This window comes from Pseudobutyrivibrio sp. MD2005 (genome assembly GCF_000621865.1).
GTDB lineage: Bacteria > Bacillota > Clostridia > Lachnospirales > Lachnospiraceae > Pseudobutyrivibrio.
Genome location: NZ_KK211358.1, coordinates 257760 through 278756, shown reverse-complemented (window position 1 = coordinate 278756; position 20997 = coordinate 257760). Strand labels below are relative to the sequence as shown.

Annotated in this window: 15 protein-coding genes; 13 read left to right on the top strand and 2 right to left on the bottom strand. The window is 37.4% G+C overall.

Features of this window, described 5'->3' with window-relative positions; genetic code table 11:
* Positions 1–152 precede the first annotated feature (152 nt).
* From T498_RS0111070 to T498_RS0111025, 10 genes are all read left to right on the top strand, one after another.
* Positions 153–965, top strand: a complete 813-nt coding sequence (locus tag T498_RS0111070) for a hypothetical protein (RefSeq protein WP_028235954.1) — start codon at positions 153–155, stop codon at positions 963–965.
* 323 nt (positions 966–1288) lie between these two features.
* The gene (locus T498_RS0111065) at positions 1289–6334 is read left to right on the top strand and encodes a SpaA isopeptide-forming pilin-related protein (RefSeq protein ID WP_028235953.1); all 5046 of its coding nucleotides are present in this window, start codon (positions 1289–1291) and stop codon (positions 6332–6334) included.
* A gap of 20 nt (positions 6335–6354) precedes the next feature.
* The gene (locus T498_RS0111060) at positions 6355–7731 is read left to right on the top strand and encodes a SpaA isopeptide-forming pilin-related protein (protein WP_028235952.1); all 1377 of its coding nucleotides are present in this window, start codon (positions 6355–6357) and stop codon (positions 7729–7731) included.
* A gap of 83 nt (positions 7732–7814) precedes the next feature.
* The gene (locus tag T498_RS0111055; RefSeq protein WP_028235951.1) at positions 7815–8687 is read left to right on the top strand and encodes a class C sortase; all 873 of its coding nucleotides are present in this window, start codon (positions 7815–7817) and stop codon (positions 8685–8687) included.
* Position 8688: 1 nt separating this feature from the next.
* A complete protein-coding gene (locus tag T498_RS0111050) occupies positions 8689–9591 on the top strand; it encodes a class C sortase (RefSeq protein WP_036978393.1) in 903 nt (300 codons plus the stop codon).
* Between the two features lie 2 nt (positions 9592–9593).
* Positions 9594–10667, top strand: a complete 1074-nt coding sequence (locus T498_RS0111045) for a DUF5979 domain-containing protein (RefSeq protein ID WP_036978391.1) — start codon at positions 9594–9596, stop codon at positions 10665–10667.
* Positions 10667–11284, top strand: a complete 618-nt coding sequence (locus tag T498_RS15670) for a hypothetical protein (RefSeq protein ID WP_051524728.1) — start codon at positions 10667–10669, stop codon at positions 11282–11284. The genes T498_RS0111045 and T498_RS15670 overlap by 1 nt, the downstream gene beginning before the upstream one ends.
* The gene (locus tag T498_RS16335) at positions 11284–12030 is read left to right on the top strand and encodes a hypothetical protein (protein WP_028235948.1); all 747 of its coding nucleotides are present in this window, start codon (positions 11284–11286) and stop codon (positions 12028–12030) included. The genes T498_RS15670 and T498_RS16335 overlap by 1 nt, the downstream gene beginning before the upstream one ends.
* Positions 12031–12043: 13 nt before the next feature.
* The gene (locus tag T498_RS0111030) at positions 12044–12913 is read left to right on the top strand and encodes a hypothetical protein (protein WP_028235947.1); all 870 of its coding nucleotides are present in this window, start codon (positions 12044–12046) and stop codon (positions 12911–12913) included.
* Between the two features lie 2 nt (positions 12914–12915).
* A complete protein-coding gene (locus T498_RS0111025) occupies positions 12916–14112 on the top strand; it encodes a hypothetical protein (RefSeq protein ID WP_028235946.1) in 1197 nt (398 codons plus the stop codon).
* A 49-nt stretch (positions 14113–14161) separates the two neighbouring features.
* Here T498_RS0111025 and T498_RS0111020 read toward each other — a convergent pair whose 3' ends face one another.
* A complete protein-coding gene (locus T498_RS0111020) occupies positions 14162–15823 on the bottom strand; it encodes a GGDEF domain-containing protein (protein WP_028235945.1) in 1662 nt (553 codons plus the stop codon).
* Between the two features lie 233 nt (positions 15824–16056).
* On the opposite strand from T498_RS0111020, the gene T498_RS0111015 reads away from it, so the two are divergent.
* The 3 genes from T498_RS0111015 (at position 16057) to T498_RS16970 (ending at position 20412) form a co-directional block, all read left to right on the top strand.
* Positions 16057–16365, top strand: coding sequence for a hypothetical protein (locus T498_RS0111015; RefSeq protein WP_155951062.1), 309 nt, complete (start codon positions 16057–16059; stop codon positions 16363–16365).
* 1 nt (position 16366) lies between these two features.
* Positions 16367–17629: a class B sortase gene (srtB, locus tag T498_RS16330; protein WP_051524727.1), complete on the top strand. Its 1263-nt coding sequence runs from the start codon at positions 16367–16369 to the stop codon at positions 17627–17629.
* Between the two features lie 152 nt (positions 17630–17781).
* The gene (locus T498_RS16970; protein WP_051524726.1) at positions 17782–20412 is read left to right on the top strand and encodes a hypothetical protein; all 2631 of its coding nucleotides are present in this window, start codon (positions 17782–17784) and stop codon (positions 20410–20412) included.
* Here T498_RS16970 and T498_RS16965 read toward each other — a convergent pair.
* Positions 20409–20997: hypothetical protein (locus T498_RS16965; protein WP_197019959.1), on the bottom strand; the 589-nt coding region annotated here is incomplete at its 5' end. The two genes, T498_RS16970 and T498_RS16965, sit on opposite strands and share 4 nt — an antisense overlap.

Genomic DNA, 20997 nt, shown 5'->3' with positions numbered 1-20997 from the left:
GAGTAGATATAGTCACAAAAGGCAGAGGTGACTATATGAAGAGCAAGAAAGTGGCAATCATATAGTCGCTGAGGTGGAATGCAAACTATATAATTAGAAGGAACTAATAAATATATAGTCAGGAGTTATGATTAAGGAGGAATAGAAATATATTGACTAATTACAAATTAATAAAGAAGCTGGTGTGTAAGCGTGAAAAAGAACTGGAAAGTATTATCGATGCTAAAAGAATTGATTTGGCGGAGGCGCCAGGGGGATTGTTGAGAACTGCGAAATGTAGGAATAAAATACAGTATTTTAAAAGAGATAGCGTTGATGATTTTAATGGAACATATATAAAGAAAGCAGATTTGGGGCTTGCTATTCAGCTGGCGCAAAAAGAATATGATTTGAAAACGATTGCTGCTGCGGAAAAGGAAATTGTTATATTAAATAGCTTAAGTTCTGTATATAATAGTGAAAATATAGAGCAGGTAGCAGAAAAGATGGTTAAGGAGAAAGCTGCGCTGGTTAATAAAGTTTGCCTTTCTGATGAAGAATACATTAAGCAATGGCTTTCTCAGGAGTATGTGCATAACACTACCTACCCAGAGAATCTTAAGGTGGAGAATTCAAAGGGGATTAAGATGCGCTCCAAGTCGGAGGTACTTATTTCAAACATACTAGATGAATATAACATTCCTTATTTATATGAAAAACCTCTTCGACTAGGAAACTATAGAACAGTGTCGCCAGATTTTACCCTGCTAGATATGCGAGATAGAAGTGAAGTGTACTTGGAACACTTGGGGATGATAGATAACGAAGAGTATCTGGCGAAGAATCTGGATAAGATAAATGAATACATTGAAAATGGATATTTTTTAGGCAGTAAGTTGCTTATAAGCTATGAAACTAGTAAAGAACCTTTAAATATTAAGAAGGTTAGAGCGATGTTAGAAAATTACTTTAGCACAATGCTTTGACTAGGGGCCGATTAGGGTATATTATGTAATAGTTTGTTTGGAAACTAAGTTAAAAACAATGGGTTTTCTGTGAGGTAAGATTTGACGACTGAAATGTATATATGTGTATTATACATATATACTTCAGTTACAATAAAGGCAGAAAAATAACGTTTTAGCACCAAGTAATGACACTTGGTGTTTTTTCTTGCCAAAAATTTGCACTTCCTGCCACACCTCTTTTAAATGGAAACTCTATACATTAATATAACAGTCGGACACAGAGTGAACACATTATCATTACATAAAGTTCACATCACCTATAAATAAGGGAGCATTGCAAAATGAGAAAAAATCCTATGCTTAACAGAATAATGTCTTTAGGTCTTGCGTTAGCGCTTTTTGTTTCGTCACCAGCAAGTGTATATGCTGTTGATGCTTCAGAGTCGGCGTCAGCGGAGACTATAGTAGAAGAAACATCAGAGGAGGCAGTTGATACAGCTGAAGGGGAGTCGGCAAGCAATGATGACACAGCTACCTCAAGGGAGAATGAATCTGATGATTCTAAGAATCAAGATCAAGCATCTGATGAATCTAAATCAGATGAGAAAGATTCCAAGTCTGAAGAAAAAGTAAATAAGGAAGAAACAGAAAAGACTTCTGATGAGAAAGCTTCCGAAGAGCAGACAGATAAAAATAAGAAAGAGAAGGCTGAGGAAGAGAAAGCCAAAGAAGAGAAAGAGCTTACCGAAAAGGAAAGCGAAGAAGAAACTTCTTATTCTTATAAGTCAAACGGAGATGGCACTCACATCAAGTCATGGACAGATGAAGATGGCGAAGCTCATGAGGAAACAGAAAAATGCGAATTCGATGAAGATGGAAAATGCAAGTTCTGTGAATATGAGAAGGAAGAAGAGATAACACTTTCAGATGAAGATAGTCTTGTTAAAATTACAGCAAGTAAATCTGTTCTTAATGGAGCTATCAAAGTTACGGTTGATGAAATTACTGAAGAATCAGATGAGAGCCAGTACAATGATATGGCAGAGGCGCTTAACAATGAAACAGGCGATGCTATAGATGTTATTGATTTTGTGGCATATGATATAAATCTTATTGATAAAGCTGGCAATATAGTTGAACCAGAAGGTGATGTGAAGGTTGAATTCACAAATCTTTCAATAGATGGACTTGATGATGAGACTTTAACAACAGAAGTTTATCATTATGAGGATGCGTCGGTTGATAAGATGGAGGATGTAAAGTCTGATGATAGTTCAGTAGAAATGACGACTAATCACTTTTCTACATATATTATTGCTGTGAATGGTGATTCATCTGATGCGATTTATACCAGTAATTATATTAATATTATTGATAAGAGTAATAATCATAGCTGGAAAACGTTAAATGATATTTCAAATTTTACTAGTGATGGTCGAGTAGTTCAGGTAAGGGTATATGTCGATGGAGAACTAAAGGAAGAGTCGGGATATGCATACTTTTTTTCTACTAAAAGTGATAAAACAGTAACGTTTTCTGTTACTGGAGGAGCGGCATCATATAGGCTAAATGAAGTTAAGACTGCCACGCTTCCAAAATATGAAAAGGATAAATTAACTACAAAAGAAGATTATTCGGAGTTCAGTGCAACCTTAGATAATTATAAAGATAGTAAAAAAGTATATTATATTGATGTATATGTAGAATCATGTCCGTTTAAAGTTGATTTGTTTCAATACAATGACACAAATTATTATGGCAATTCCGGTTTATCGATGATTAATTATGTTGCAAAGAATAATAATTCGAATCAATATTTACTTATGAATTATGGTGGTTCTGGTGACAAAGACTGGAATAATGACCATTCAAGCCCTGGTAGAGCATATCAAGGGCTGGCTGATGATGAACTTGATTCCAACGGAATGATTAAATTCAGCAAGTATGGAACACCAGGATATTTCACGGTTGCAAATAGAAGTAGTGAATATGACTATAATACTGCTACCTATACTTATGGTAGTGGCTATAATAATAATTGGTATACAAAGGCATATTATAATGTATCGTTCCCATTCCAAACGGAAGATGGCTACTATGTTTTTGACAGTGCGACATCTTCTGCTAAATTTGATGAACAGACAGGTGTAGTTACTGCGACTGATTCTAATGATAAAGGGTTTTGGCCATTTGGTGAAGATCACTTTGGAATGCATTTTACCCAGAAATTCAACATGACTAAAACGGGAACTAATGAAGGGGAGCCATGCGTATTTGAGTTTTCTGGCGATGATGATGTATGGGTTTATGTTGATGGTAAATTAGTGCTCGACTTAGGCGGAATCCACGGAGTAGTAAGTGGAACAATTAATTTCCAAACGGGTGAATGTACTGTAAGCGGCATTTACAATAGCTCTTCTTCAAAGTATGGCACATCCTTTAATATGTATAAGGCAAAAGACGGCAATGCAACCATTTTTGATAAAAGTGCAATTTTAAATAATGGTGAACATACCCTACAGGTCTACTATCTTGAACGAGGATCAGGAAAGAGTAACTGTAAGATTAAGTTCAACATGCCTGTTGTTGATAAAACTGCCGAGCCAGTAAACCCACTTGAATTCAGGAAAGTAGATTCTGATGATACTTCTAAAGGATTAACAGGAGTAGAATTTACCCTTGTTTCATCAGATGGAACATTAACTGTACTTGATGAAGAAGAAAATTCGACTGTGACATCCGATTCAACGGGACTTGTATCATTTTCAAAGACAAGAGATGAAAACGGTAATGTAACAGATGGTATTAAGCAAGGCATATATATTCTTACAGAGACCAAGTCTGCTGACGGATACAAGTTACCAACTGAAGCATGGTACGTAAATGTAGAATCTGATGGTAATGGTGGATCTAAATATACGATAGAGGGAAGTAATCAAGAATATATTGATGGTAGCTATTTAATCAAAAATGAGAAAAAATCTTCATCAGCTGGAACAGTTGAAGTCAATAAGACTGCAGAAGTTAGTGACTGGGAGAGCCGTGTATATGAAATTGATTTACAAGCTTCGATTACTAAGGCAATTGAGGGCGACAAACAAGATATTGTTTTAGTATTAGATACTTCTGGCTCAATGGCACAAACAAGCAAAACAAAGACCATTAGCAAAAACGATGTGGTTGGAAATAACAAATATTGGCTAACGTGGCTGCAAGGTAGTGATGGCTATTATTATTTCTATAGTGGAGATTATGATGCTTGGGGAAAATATAGTAGCAAATATGATGAATGGGTTGAAGTAGGTAGTGCGAAAGTACCAAATAAGTTCACTTATTCATACTATGAATCTAATGATAGACTTGAATCTATGAAAAATGCTGCTTCGTCTTTGGTAACTAGTTTATCTGGAACGAATAGTAGAGTGGCAATAGTTACCTTTGGAGATTCAGCTGAAGTTAAGCTTGGTCTAACAGAGTGCTCTGAACGTAACGTTGAGACAATAAAAGCTACAATATCTGGGTTAACGGCAACTGGTGCTACAAGAATGGATTTGGGGTTGGAAAAAGTTATTTCAGATGTACTTAATGGTAACTCCAGAACGGATAATTATAATAATAATGTAATTCTATTCACAGATGGTGTTCCGACAACACATACAGAGTTTGACGATAAAGTGGCAGATGCGGCAATTAACGCGGCAGAAGATTTAAGAAATGCTACAAATGTTTCGAAAACCTGGAATAATTATGAAAACACCGAGTATAAAAATTATGGCTGTGCTTCAAAAATATATTTTGTAAAATATGACAATAATGATGCTGATAGTACTAAGATGTCAAACTTTGCAAAAAGTATTACAGGAGAAACAAATATAACAGATGGAAACTATAAGTACATTCAATCTGTTTCAGATATGAGCAATATTTCTGATGCATTTAATGAGGTATTGAAAGACATCTATGAAGGTGGCTATGGAACTGTAGTTGATGAAATTGATAATAGATTTGAACTGGTATATAAAAACAGTTCTGGAGAATATGTAAGCTATAAAGATGGTGAAAAGATTACAGCAACCACAATAAATGCTTCTGGTAATGAAGTTTCTGTAAATGGTGTAATAAGCATTGAAGATGGACTCCAAAAAATTACTTGGTCAAATGTTTATATAAACTTTAAAATGAATGATTTGCCAGGATTTGAATCAAAGTTTTTAGTTAAAGCAAAAGAGGATTTCTTAGGCGGTAATGCTATTACAACTAATGGCTCTTATTCAGGAGTCATTACTGAAGATGGTGATTTTAAGCCATTTCCTCAGCCAAGAGCAAATGTTAAATTATTAGATTTTGAACTCTCAGATGCAGAAACAACTATTTTGTTAAATGATACATTTGAGATTTCTAGTGAAGAATATAAGGGTCAATTAATTGCATTGTTATCAGATTTGATATGTACATACACTGACAACAATGGAACGGTTCATTCTATTGATAATGTATTTACAAGTAGCAGTATTACGATAAACGATGATGGAACTATACGCTATCGATATCCGGGAACTGATTACGTTGGAACAATCAACATATTAGATGTTTCTGAAATGAAGAAAACAAGTCTTCTTTCAAAGGAGACTACAGGTGATAACCTATATTATTGTGAATTCGGAATTAAGTATATCCCAGATACATATGACGATATTGAAGCGGTTGGAACGACTCAGAGTGAATTTACTAGAACGGGTAAGATAAAGATTAATGTTGTTGATGCTGGAATATTTGCCAAGAAGATTGGAGGAACGACATTCGCTGGTTTAAATGGAGCTGTATACGCTGTATATGATGAAAATGGAAAAGAAGTAAGTCGGTCAGAAGAGTCTACTAAGTATTCAATCGATGGAGTGGATTATAGTGGCTTAATGATACTTGACAAGCTTGGAGTTGGAAAATATACCGTAAAAGAGATACAAGCACCAAATGGCTATGCTAAGAGTGATGAAGAATTTGAAATTGAAATTAGTAGAACATATGAATCTTGGCCAAGTTACTACACGATGAATATTTCGAAGAAAGACAATGAATCTAATAGCACAGTTTCTTTATCTAACATTCAATTTAGTGTTATAACTTGTGATGGAGGATACTTTTTCGATGATGATGGCAAGTCTGTGGATGAAATAAGTCCTGGCTATTTGTTAAAAGCAGATGAAAAAGATACAACTGTAGTTCTAAATACAGCAGCAAATGCAGCATTTGAGGCATTTGATGAGGTAGCTTACACACTTCCAAAAACAGGTGGAAGCGGAGTTTACGTTTATACAATCGGCGGTATCTTGCTAATGATTGCGGGGGCGCTGTTGTTATATAAAAACAAAAATAATAAAAACAAATAAAAAAGGAGAAAAGAAGAAAAATGAAGAAATTCAAGAAAATCATTTGCCTTGCACTTGCAATGGTAATGATGATGGCAATGAGCACAGTAGCTTTTGCCGAAGAGTCAGCAACAGTAACAATTAATGGACTAAAAGACGGAGCAACAGTTAACATTTATACAGTTGCAACAATTGATGAAAACAACACAGTTGTAAAACAAGCATGGGCTAAGGATGCATATACAGTTGAATATTCAGATGCAAATGCTGTTGACGTTACAACTATTGAAATGACATCAACACAGGTTTCTGCTTTAAAGTCTGCATTTGAGACTGCTAAGCCTAGTGCTGCTAAGCCTGAGCAGACAGCATCAAAAAAATCAGTTTCATTTACTGGTCTTGAGGCTGGTGTGTACTATATAGTTGCAACAAGCAAGGATGCAACATACAGTCCAATGGTTGCAGTGGCAATTTCAAGAGATGATAAGGGTAACTATGTTGCAGCTTCAAAGGAAATTACTGCAAAAGGAACAAATAGTGATTTAAAGAAAGAGGCAAATGATCAGTTTGTTCACGCTGGAGAGGAAGTTACATTTACAATTACAAAGTCAATTCCAAGCTATGCAAATAAGTTTGTTATTTATGATTATACAACAAACCTTTCTAGCTTAGATGGAGTTTCAGCAACTGTTAAGTATGCTAACACTGAGAAGGAATATAAATTCAAAGCTACAGCTACAGCTAATAAGTTTGCACTTGACTTAACAGATATTGTATATGATGAGAAAAATGATGCTTTCATCAATGATAATGTTGGTGATACACTTACAATTACTTATAAGGCTACAGTAACTAGCCCAGATAACTATGTAAATGAGGTTACATATTCTACAAATGATAATGATGAAACAGGTACATATAGAGTAGAAGGTTTTGAAGGTGACATCACTCTTACAAAGACTGGCACAGATGGCAAGAAGCTTAAGGGGGCTAAGTTTACTCTTACAAAGAAGGGGTCAGCTGCAACAGAGACAGCACCAGCTACTGAGGATAAAGTCCTTACATTTACTTTCGATGAGACAAAGAATGCATATGTATATGATGAGACAAGCCAGAATACTGAGCTCGTTACTGACGAGGAAGGTATCATTAAGGTAGTAGGTCTTGATGAAGGAACATATCAGTTTACTGAGAAAGAAGCTCCTGCTGGATATTCTATTAATGAAAATATTGAAGCTAAGACAATAACACCAGCAGAGGCAAGTGTTTCAGAAACAGTTTCAGTAGTAGATTCAACACTTATTAAGCTTCCATTCACAGGTGGTATGGGAACAACAATGTTCACAGTTCTTGGTGTAGCTATCATGGCTATCGCTTCAGCTCTTTACTTTGCTTCAAAGAAGACTGCAAAGAACTAATTAAAAACGATTTATAAAATTTTGATGTATTGCCCAGCGGAGAAATCCGCTGGGTACAACATCAAGGAGAGGACAGCAAGCTTATGAAAACATTTTTTAAGAATAATTATAAATTAATAGCAATTGGCGCTATGATGCTTGCTGGTTTGTCCTTGCTGGTGTACCCACTTGTAGCAAATACATGGAACAATCATGTACAGGCAACACTAGTAAATAACTATGCAGAGTCTGTTTCTACAGCAATCGAAGAAGGTTCACTTGATGTAAGTTCAGAGCTTGATAGAGCTTATGAATACAATGAAGAATTACTTCCAAGCATCTTACCTGATTCATTTGCAGAGGCAGAAGCAAATGGAACTGATGAGAATTACATGAGCATTTTAAATGCTAATGGTGATGGAATCATGGGTTACATCCAAATTCCATCAATCAATGTAAAGCTCCCAATCTTCCATACAACAAATGATGAAGTTTTACAGATCGGTGTTGGACATTTGGAAGGTTCTTCACTTCCAGTTGGTGGTGAGAATACACATTCAGTTCTTTCGGCACACAGAGGATTGCCTTCAGCATCACTTTTTACAGATTTGGATAAAGTAGAGATTGGAGACGATTTCTTTGTTATAATTATGGGTGAATACTATGCTTATGAAGTTGATCACATAGATGTGGTTGAGCCTGATGACACTTCACTTCTTGCAGTTGAAGAAGGTCAGGACTTATGTACATTGATCACATGTACACCATACGGTGTCAACACACAGCGACTTATGGTTAGAGGTCACAGAGTAGAGTATACACCAGAGCTACTAGCAGATGCTGAGACTCCTACATTTGGAGCAGTCAGCCTTCACACAAATTACTTGCTTTGGGTAATTGTTGGCCTAGCCATTGTTGGCGCGTTCATCTTAGTATTGTATTTGATAGATAAAAAGAAAAATACAAAGGAACAGTAGCGTGAAACAGAAGGTTGTCAAATTATTCATAATTTTATTATTCGTTGCAGGTTTTGGATTGCTTTCATATCCTACCATCTCAAATGAGTGGAATACCTACGTGCAGAGCACTCTTATTAATGATTACGAAAGTTCTCTTAATGAGATGACTGTGGAGGATTATTCTGAAGAGTGGGAGAAAGCGAAGGCGTTTAATGCGCAGATTACCGAAAATGCAATCGGCACAGATGTATTTGGGGCTAATGCAGATGGCAACGCAGTTACTCCTACAGAGGAGTTTTTGAACTCTGAGTATTACTCAGTTTTAAATGTTAATAATGACGGGATTATGGGCTATTTGTCCATTCCAAAGATAAATCTTAAGCTGTCAATCATGCATGGAACTTTTGATGAGTACATTCAGACAGCATTAGGACATATGAATGGTACAGCACTTCCAATCGGAGGTCCAAGTACACATTCAGTTATAGTTGGTCATAGAGGTTTGCCTAGTGCAGAGCTTTTTACCAACATCGACCAGCTTGAGGTCGGAGATAAGTTTTACATCCATGTTTTGGATGATACACTTGCTTACGAAGTAGACACGGTATACAAAAGTATTGAAGCAGATGATATCGAGTCACTCTCAAATGCCATGAAAGTGGAAGAGGGCAAGGATTATGTAACACTCTTTACTTGTACACCATACGGTGTGAACACACACAGACTTTTGGTAAGAGGCGTCAGAACCGAATATCTCGGTGAAGATGAGCCACCTAAGGGAACAGAAGCTGTTGTAGAAACCGTAAAGAATTACTATTTGGCTATTGGCATTGCTGGATTTGCTCTAGCACTGGTTTTAATAATGATAATAAGAAAACTATTTAAAAGAAGTAATGAGAAATCCGAAGGGAGAAATCAGTGAAAATGTTAGGATTTAAAAAGAAAAATCTAATAGCACTTGCACTTGCAGCTGTTGTGGCTGTATCAGGATTTGGGGTGTATCAGGCTAAGGCAGCGGGAAAGATTGATGAGACAAAACAGTGCACCGTATCTGTATCAGTTCAGAATGGCAGCACTTCAACAAATCCATTTTCGAGCTATAAGGGCTATGTAACAGTTAGATTTTACAAGGTAGCCGATGTAGATGCTGGAGGCAATTATGACAATGCAGTTGTTGATTTAAGTAAGCTTTCAGGATCAGATGTAAAGGCTGAAGACTTAGATGCAGTTGCAGGTGAAGCGTATAAGTATTTTAAGCTTGGTACGGAAACACCTGAAAAACCAAGTAGTTCTGTTAGCTTTGATCTTTCTGATATGTCTAGCGCTACAGCACCTATGGATAAAGGCTTATATCTTTTTGTTCCACAGCCTACACAGGATGATTACTATGATTACACATTTAAGTATTCATTAGTATCTGTTCCTACAAGCAAGTACATTACTTCTACAAAGGTTGGGGAAGATGGAAGCATAGTTGCTGATAACTCGGCAAGCGATGCTTGGGAATATGATGTAGATATTATCCTTAAGCCAGAGGCAAAGGTTAGATACGGAAAGCTTCAGATTAACAAGACACTTAACACATTCAATGAGTCACTTGGTACAGCAAGCTTTGTATTTGAAGTTGAGGCAACAAAGGATGATAAGTTAGTATTCAGCAATGTATATACATTAAACTTTGATTCTGCTACAACTAAGTCAGTTGTTGTTGAAAAGATTCCAGCCGGAGCTGTTTGCAAGGTCAAGGAAGTATATTCTGGCGCAAGCTACACCAACATAGCAGTTCCAGTAGTCGATGCAGAAAATGCAGGTGTTACAATCATTGCTGATGAGACTCAGGAATTAGATTTCGTTAATGATTACGATGAAAGACTTATCGAAGGCGGCCTTGGAATTGAAAACCACTTTGTAAAGAGCAACGATGAGCTTTCAGATACTGAATTCGAATTTGATGGATCAAACATTACTAACAATAATCAGGAGAGTGAGGGACAATAATGAAATATAAAAAGTATTTATTAGTGGCAGCCGCTCTCGTAGTTATTGGAGCAGCAAGCATTAAGCCAGCAATGGCATATTTCACAGACACACAGGAAGCTACAGGAAAGATTGAGCTTCATCTTGGAGATTCAAAAATTATTCCTGATGAGCATGTTGAAGGAATGACAAAAATCATCACAGTTTCCAACACAGGTGATTATGATGTATTTGTTAGAGTAAAGGCTGTTTATGGTAGCAACTTCGATGTTAGCTTAACAGAGGATTCTAAGAATAATGGATGGTCTGATGGCGGTGACGGATATTACTATTACAAGGATATCGTTACTAAGAAGGGCACTGATAATTCTAGCTCAAAAGAGATTAAGCTAGATATATCTGTTAAAGATGCTTCAATTGCAAGCAATGGATTTAACATTGTTATCATCCAGGAAGCAACTAGAGTATTCTATAACGAAGATGGAACTACTAAGTCAAACTGGGAAGATAAAATCATTGTTGAATCAGATGAAGCAGTTGATGTAACAACAGAATCTACTGAAAATCAAGGTGCTGGTGAGGGAACTGCTCCTACAGAAACACCAGATAACAATAATAGTGGGGAGGGCAATGAATAATGAAGAGACAAGTTAAATACCCACTAATAGTTTTAGCAGCTGGTTTGGTTTTGGTTGGTGCCAGCGGTGTTGGTGCAACAAGAGCAGCCATGACATATCAGACAAATGCTGAAGCAGTTGATTTTACAACAGCAGCACTTTCTGTTGATTTACAGGAGATGCAGGATGGTAAATATGTAAGCGTAGACGGAAAGGATACACTTAAGTTTACTGATATTTCATCATCAGATTTCCACATCGGACAGAAGTACAATGAAAATGTAAGAATCGTAAATACTTCATCAGGTAAGTATGATGAGTACGTGAGAATATCAATCAGAAAAAGCTGGGCAAATGAGGATGGTACAAAGAACACCACTCTTGATCCAGAGATGATTGAATTACCTGTAGCTGATGGTTGGATCGAAGATACTTCAGAAGAGACTGCTGAAGGCAAGGTATATTATTACAAAGCACCAGTTGCATACGGTGAAGAAAATGCTATCGATTTCTTAAAGACAATTAAGATTAACGATAAGATAATGAATTATGTAACTACTGTACAAAAGAAGGGTGATGATCCTAGTATTAAGGGAACCATCATTAACGAGTATAAGTACAATGGTGAATCATTCTTTGTAGAAGTTAGAGTTGATGCTGTTCAGGCTCACAATGCTGAAGAAGCAATGCTTGGAGCATGGGGTATTGATACAACTGTAAACGAAAGTGGAGTTATTACTTCATTAAATGGATTAGCTATAGACTAAGGGAGAGTAAGACATGAAAAAGAAAATTTTAAACATTGCACTTGCTCTCGCTGTAGCGATTGCAGGATTTACAAGCTTTAACATGGAAGCTAATGCTGAAACAGAGAAGGTTGAATGGACTGTTACTTATAATGGTAAAAGTTTTGATTCTACATACAGTGCTGATAAAGCAAAGCTTACAAACGCCATGCCAGGCGATACTATTGAGTTTATAGTAGATTATGTTAACGGCACATCAGAAAACGCTGATTTCTATATGAGTGCTGATATTATCAAATCTTTAGAGGAAGGCGCTGATGCAACAGGTGGTGCTTACTCATACAAGATTATTTCATCAGAATCTACAGAGCCTATCTTTGATAGTGAGACAGTCGGTGGTGATGCTACTGATGTAATCGGTTTGGATCAGGTTGATAGTGGTGAAGGTGCTTATTTCGCACTTGGAACACTTGCAGCTGGTGCTTCTGGAAAGGTTACAATCTCTATTGCATTAGATGGTAACTCACAGAACAACGCATACATGGCAACACTTGCTCAGCTTGAAATCAAGTTTGGGGCAGAGCCTAGCTCAGAGGCTGTACAGGATATCATTAAAGAAGAAACAGTTACAAAGACAGAGACAAAGGTTAACACTGTCACAGAACATGGTAGCGGAACAATTGTAAAAAGAGTTACTAATACAGTTGGTGGTGGAACTCCAGTTGTAATCATCAACGATGATGCAGTTCCACTTGATGGTGGTACAGCAATCAGCGGTGCAAACCCAAGAACAGGTGATTCAATCATTCCACTTGTAGCTTGCGGCACAGCATTATTTATTGGATTGTTACTAATTGTTTGGTACTTTAGAATGACTAAAGAACAGAAAGAGGAGGTAGCCTAGATATGAAACGCTTTAATAAAGCCTTAGGCTTAATCCTAACATTTGTATTTGCGCTTAGCGTGTTTATGACAACACCAATCACTGCAGAAGCAAGCTACACCTACAGAATCAAGATTAATCTTGGAAATAATGCTGATGCTTTCTTTGATACAGCAGCAGTTGACAGTTTAAGAGGTGCAGGCTTCACAGTTGAGTATCCAGTAGTTAGAAAAACTGATGGTAAGGAACTAAAGAATCAGCTAATCATTTCCGGATTAGCATACAATGATACAATTCCAGTAGATGTTGATTCATTGATCAAAGTAGCTTACACAGAAGATGAAGCAAACATGACTCACTACTATGTAAAGGGTCTTAGAGTTGCAGGCGCTGACGATTTAGTAGCCATGGACGCTGAAAAGAATGTTTCACTTCAGGTAACAGGAGATGAGACATATGTAGCTGCTTATGGTGTAGGTGCTACAATCCCTTACACAGTAAGTTATGTTGATAAGGAAGATAATAAGTTACTTCCAGATGACACATTATATGCTGCTGAGGGCGAGGTAATTTTCGTACCAAGTAGACATATCAATGGATACAGACCAGATGCTTATTACAAGACAGCATCTAAGGGACTTAAGAAAGATACAGTTTTCAAATTTGTATATTCACCAGGTGAGGTTACTGTAATTATAAACGAAAAGACTGTTACAGATGAGAAGACTGAAACAGTAGATGGTGGAACAGATTATACTTATGAGTATCAGTATGTAGATGGTGGTACATCATCTTCAACAACAAGCACTGGTACAACAACAAGCACTACTACAGTAAACAACGGAACTACACAGCAGGGTGGTACAGTAGATAATAGAGCAGCAGCTGGAAATGGTAATGCAGGAAATGCTGGTAACGGCGGAAACGCAGGTAACGGTGGAAATGCTGATCAAGGTGCTGCAGGCGACAATGAAGGTGCAGATGAGACAAACATCGCAGATGATAACACACCACGTGATGTAATCGATATCGATGATGAAGAAGTTGCAAAGGCTGGCGGCGACAAAGAGCCAAAGGATGCATTTGTTCGTAACATGATTATCGGAATCATTCTTGCAATCGTTGCACTTATCGTAATTCTTATAGCGCTTATCACAGCTCAGAAAAAGCGCAAGGCTGAAATTGCTAGGGTAGAGAATAAAGAGAATAGAGATAATTAAGAGAAAAAAAGCAGGTCTTAGGCGACCTGCTTTTTTCTGAATTTTGATTTTATCTTGCGTCAGTAACAACCTGATTTTTTCCATTTGCTTTTGCTTTGTATAGGTTGTTGTCGGCAGCTTTTACAACATCATCATTTCCTCGGCCTTTTGCTGTGCCTATGCTAAGGGTTAGCTTAACATCTGGAGCGAAGTCCCATTCCTGTTGAGCCATACTGTTACGCAATCTTTCGGCAATTGCATTAAGATAAGCTATAGCATTGCTGTTAATCATAATTACAAATTCTTCACCGCCGTATCGATATGCTTTAATATCTGAGGTGGTTTCTTTTGTTATCAGCTGACCTAATCGCCAAAGGACGATATCCCCTTCGGGATGTCCATAAGTATCATTGATAGTTTTAAAGTTATCGATGTCTATCATGATTATTCCATATTCCTGCTTTGAATGTTTCATTCTACTTAGCTCAAAATCAAAGGATTTTCGATTTAGGAGTTTTGTTAATCCATCGAAACGGCTGGCGTTAAGTAAAAGAATAAGGAATGCAATTATAAAGCTAAATATAGCACCAATAGTAATACGAATTTTTATTTTTTGTATTTGCTTGAGATGATTCGTATTGTTGATAGCAAGTTCATTATTTGCATCATCTATAATGCTTCCAACAACGTTGGAGTATGTAAGGTTTTGCTGTTTGAATAATGTATCGTACAATCTGTTGCATACATATGTTAATTCACTTTGTATTTCTTGGTTTTTAGTAGGATACTCTTTTTGAATCTTAAGTAGTGTATAAAGCTCGGCTTTTTCATAATTGTTTTCTTCACAAAGTTTCATAAAATCTCTTAAGAATACAATTACTGCTTGTGCGCGAGCTTCAGTATCCATACTGCTAGGGGCATTGCGTTCTTTTATGTTTTCGGCACATAGGTAATAACATTTAGCTTGATAATATGGAATGATAAAATCGCGGAGATATATGTTTCTATATATATCTGTAGTGAACATGTAATTATCTTCCCATTTATCGAGTTTTTCTTTGCACTTTGGTAAGCGTCCGGTCTCTTCGTATATACGTGCTAGCCATACATCACTCATGGCTGTATATTCTTCTTTGTAGGATTCGGTACCATCTTCATCAAGAACCCTTATTGACTCATTCAAATATGTTTCTGCATCGTTGTAGTTATATTTTAAAAATGAGTTAATACCTTGAATTCTGTATGCGTAACTTCTTATTTGAGGATTTTCAATTTCTTCAAATGGTCGTAGCTCTCTGGCTGCTTCGATCATGGAACTTGCGGAATCATAATCATAATTATTTATATAAAAGTTGGCCAAATCCAGATATACATTTATTGTAAAATCAGTTTCCGAACTGTTTTTTAAATAGTAGAGGGCATAGCCAAGATATTTGTAATAGGTAGTCGTTTCACCGCTACTCATATAGATGATTCCAGCTTTTTCGTAAAGGCGGCCCATATCTTCCGGAGAAACCTTGCCACTATTTATTAAAGCATTAATATCTTTAAGCATGGCTTCGCGTTCTTCCCATGAGAACTTTAACCTGTGCTCAAGTATCTCTTCTACTTTTTTATGATTTGCATTGATTTGGAAATTTGTATAAGCGCGATAACAGAGCTGACATATTAGAATACCAGCGATAATAATGATATATACTAATAGTAATTTCTTAAGATTGTTCTTTAACATTTCTATTTCCTATTTATCTTTCTAAGGATATAGAGCCTTTTACATAGATTCTAAAATATTATACAGTAAATATTTTTCATAACTGTGAACTTTCGAAAAATAACAAATAATTACGTTATTTTTTGCCAATTTAGGTTATAACTTGCCATTTTTTGTGATTATTAAACAAAATATGTTACACTAATGTAGAAGAATAATGTATCTAACATCATTCTTTCAGGGAGTAAACAACTATGATTAGACGGAGTTTAAAGAAATGTATAATTGCATTATGTATGTGCTTATTGCTTAGTCAATCTATCTATGCAAAAGAGGCAAATGTTAAGTCTGAACCAGAACAGAAGCAAGAGCAAGTGGCTGATTCAGAGGAGTCAACTGTTGACATTTCTGATGAAAAGGTTCCACTTGGACTAAAAAGTGAAGCTGACTTTGCGAGATATAAGCGTTCTGTCGTAGTAATGGTTGTATTTGGCGGAATGATTGTTATTATAACTATAGGAGCTACTTTAAAAGAAAAATACGAGAGGAAAAAACTTAACTAGTATGGGTTCAAAAATATTAGGGTTTATAGGATATATTATTATTGTAATTTTAATCGTTGCAGCTACACCATTAGCACTACCTAAGCTTTTGGGAATGCAAGCATACAACGTTATATCAGGATCGATGGAGCCTACTTTATCAGTTGGCTCCATTGTCTATGTAAAGCCTGTAAATTTTATAGAGCTTCAAGAAGGCGATGTCATTGCATTTAATGCAGGAGCTAGCGTGGTCACTCATCGAATTACAAATATTGATGCTGATGACATGTTGATTACAACAAAAGGTGATGCGAATGAAGGAGAAGATTTTACACCAGTTGCTTACACTAATGTAATAGGAAAGGTTGTAGCGTATTTTCCATTCATTGGCAATGTTGCAGCGATGTTTAGTGACACAGCCGGCAAAATCGGAGCAGGATTACTTCTCATTATAGGTATAATTCTATCTAACGCAGGAGAGAAAAAGCGTAAGCCAGCCGAAGATGAAGAAAAATCTACAAAAAAGACTGCAACAGGAAGAATAAATCCTAAGATGATTCTGGCACTAGGTCTTGTAATAGTTATGGGATCACTTGGGGGATTTATGTATATCTTTATGGGATACAGCAAATCCAACACTCTTTATGCATCTTTGAACGAAGAGTATGTTGAGCCTGTTGTAGAAGAGGAAATTGGCTGGGAGGATACTGTAGATGTTGATATTGCAGCATTGCAGCAAATCAACCCTGATGTTGCAGGATGGCTATATATAGAAGGAACAGATGTAAGCTATCCTATTATGTATTCTGGAGATGATGAAGCCTATCTTCGTACAACGATAGATCACGAGCATGCAACTGCAGGCTCCATTTTCCTTGAAGGATACAATCTACCAGATTTTTCTGATAGTCATAATATAATATATGGCCACAACATGAGAAACCTATCTATGTTTGGCACACTTAAGTACTACAAGTCAGACGAGAACTATATTAATGAACATAAGTATTTCCAAATAATCACTGAAGACGCAAAGATGCGTTATGAGATTTTCTCATATTTTGATACTGAGGCTGCATCTTGGGTGTATGCAGTACCTTATTCAGATTCAGAAGAATTTGGGGATTATATTAGTGAGTTGTTAAAGAAATCATATATGGGTCAGGAAACTGATATCCCAAATGTGACATCTAGTGATAAAGTAGTGACACTCTCTACCTGTTCAACTACAGGTATGAGATTCACTGTACATGGGGTTTTAGTGGAAACTCTATCGACTAATTAAAGTGTAATTTAAGTAATTTGGCACAAACGTACCTTTTTTGGCAGAAACTGTTATAAAAATCTATTTAATTTTAAAAATTGCGTGATAGAATAACAATACAAACTTAGATTGATAAAGAATTGTAATGTTTTTGTATAAAAAGGAGTACAGGGATGTCTAAGAAGAAGATTGAGAGTTTATTAAAAGGAGTTGCAATTACAGGAGCTTCAGTTGGTGGAGCTTCAATGCTTGGTGATGCCAATTTGGCATATGCTGCAGAGCTTGGTGAGGAAGAAGCTGCTGAGGCTGCACAGGGCGAAATCACTGTTGAAGTTGCCCAGGAGCAGGCACAGGAAGTTGTTGAGACTACAGTAGAAACTTCTCATGAAGAGGCAGAGGTTGTTGAGACAACAGAAGAGCAGAATGACGAAACAGCATTTTTAGGTGAGTCAAAGGCTACTGCAACAGAAGAAACAAACATTACAGCGACTCTTGATAATACAACTGATGATGAGGCACAGGCTGCATCAGATTCAGCACAGGCATCCGAATCTACTTTAATGTCAGAAGAATTCCAGGCATCTGAAGCTGCAAGTGATTCACTTTCAGCAGAGGATTCAGGAATATCATCTACATCTGAATCTTCAAAAGATTCACTTTCAGCAGAGGATTCAGGAATTTCATCTACTTCAGAATCAACAAGTGATTCACTTTCAGCAGAAGATTCAGGAATTTCATCTACATCAACATCAGCTCAGGAGTCACTCAGCTCAGAGAATGAAGATATTGCTAGCACATCAGCTGCTAATTCAGAGGCTAACGCAAGTGAAGCTGCTAGCCTTTCAACAGCTATGTCTGAAGCAGAACAGGTACGTGAGTCTACATCAGATTCATTCTCAGAGGCTGGATTAGAGGATGACTATCTTGAAGATTTAATGAAGCAGATCGAAGAAGCAAAGGCTGAGCTTGAGCAAGCACAGCAGGTAGCTAAGGATAATCGCCAGTACTTGAACCATGATGGTAGATCAAATAACTACTATGGATATGGCGATAAGCTAGCAAATCTTCTTATTCAGTATGCTTTCTATCAGGAAGGTTATGTTGGTGAGATTTTATACAGCGATTGGGATTCAAGCAACTACAGCTTTAATAGTGTTAAAGTTACATATCTTGATTCTACAGGTGAGACAAAGTACGCTTACTTTGACTATGTAACAGTTGATGGTAATGGAAACGCATTAGTTCCAGGTTTCTATGACAGCCCAGATAATGGCGCTCAGCATGATAATCCATATGTTGTTGATGGAATCATGGTTGTAAAGAAGACTGTTCAGTACTCAGATAACAATGGAAACATCCTTACATGGAAGTATGAGACAACAACAGAGGCAGACGGAACAGAGTCTACAAAGTGTATTTACTATATTAATGGTGAAGAGACAGATGCAGAAGTAGTCCTTAATGCAGATGGAACATTTTCTATTACAGAGACAAATGCTTCAAATGAGTGCACATTAACAGCCGTAAGACAGGATTGCTGTAATGCTTACAAGGCATCTAATGGTGTGAAATACTATGATCTTGGAACATACCAGGCATATTACTGTGACCACAATGATTCATTTAGATCATTAGTTAGAAATAATGAGAATAGCGATAGCAGTTCAGTAGGAGCTCTTTGCCAAGATGCATATGGAAATGTTTATGTATCATCATTAGTTGATAAAGATGGAAATGAATTAAATATTGTAAAGAAATCTGTAAAAACTGGAGTTTGCAGTACTAGCAAATATACAGCAATTGAGATTGGTGGAAAGACATATTATTACCAGACTGCAGATATTGTAAACAAGGGTGATGGAACTTATGTCCTTACTGCATATGAAGACGAAAATGCAGGTGCAGCGCAGGCACAGTCAATCACACTTTACACAGCTGCAAGTGCATCATCTACAACTACAACATTCAACCCTAAGTTTGTTGCTAGAAAAGGTGATGGCTCAGAAGTTTACCATAACTATGCAGGTGATGTTAAGGATGGTAACTTTGGAGTAAAGGGTTACAACTACTTTACATTAGATGATTTTAACAAGGGTAGAGATGAATATCATGAGCAGAGAAGCGATGTGGCATCTACATCAGATTCAGCAAGTGTAGTTACATCTCAGTCTACATCTTGGGAGAATTCAGTAAGTGCAAGTCAAGAAGGATCAGCTTCAGAGTCACAGATTAGAAGCGATTCACTTTCAGAGAGTGCACAAGCTTCAGAATCAGAGTCTCAGGTAAGAAGTGATTCATTATCAGAGAGTGCAAGTACATCAGACAGTGAATCAAGTGTAAGAAGTGATTCATTATCAGAGAGCGCAAGCACATCAGATAGCTCATCAGAGTCAAGAAGCGACTCATTATCAGAGAGCACAAGTGCGTCAGATTCACGCTCACAGTCTATCAGTGAATCTCTTTCTAATAGTGCAAGTGAGAGTGCAAGAGTTAGTGAATCAATAAGTGCATCAGTTTCTGGAAGCCAGAGTGCAAGTGCATCCACAAGCGCAAGCCAGAGTGCAAGTACAAGTGCATCAAATAGCGAGAGTGCATCAACAAGTGCCAGCGACAGTGCCTCAACAGAAGCAAGTGAGAGTGCGTCAACAAGCGCCAGCGACAGTGCTTCAACAGAAGCAAGCGAAAGTGCATCAACAAGTGCCAGCGATAGTGCCTCAACAGAAGCAAGTGAGAGTGCGTCAACAAGCGCCAGCGACAGCGCATCAACAGAAGCAAGTGAAAGTGCATCAACAAGTGCCAGCTAGTCAGCCAGCGCATCGACATCAGCAAGTACATCTGCATCAAGCAGCGAAAGTGCATCAACAAGCACAAGCCAGAGCACAAGCACATCAGTATCAAATAGTGAGAGTGCATCAACAAGCGCAAGCCAGAGTGCAAGCACATCAGCATCAAGCAGCGAGAGCGCATCAACAAGCACAAGCCAGAGCACAAGCACATCAGTATCAAATAGTGAGAGTGCATCAACAAGTGCCAGCGACAGTGCTTCAACAGAAGCAAGTGAAAGTGCGTCAACAAGCGCCAGCGACAGTGCTTCAACAGAAGCAAGTGAGAGTGCATCAACAAGTGCCAGCGATAGCGCCTCAACAGAAGCAAGTGAAAGTGCATCGACAAGCGCAAGCGATAGCGCCTCAACAGAAGCAAGTGAGAGTGCGTCAACAAGCGCAAGCGATAGCGCCTCAACAGAAGCAAGTGAGAGTGCATCAACAAGCGCAAGCCAGAGCGCAAGTATGTCAGATAGTGCAAGTACATCAACAAGTGCTAGCATGTCAGACAGCGCATCGACATCAGCAAGTACATCTGCATCAAGCAGCGAAAGTGCATCAACAAGC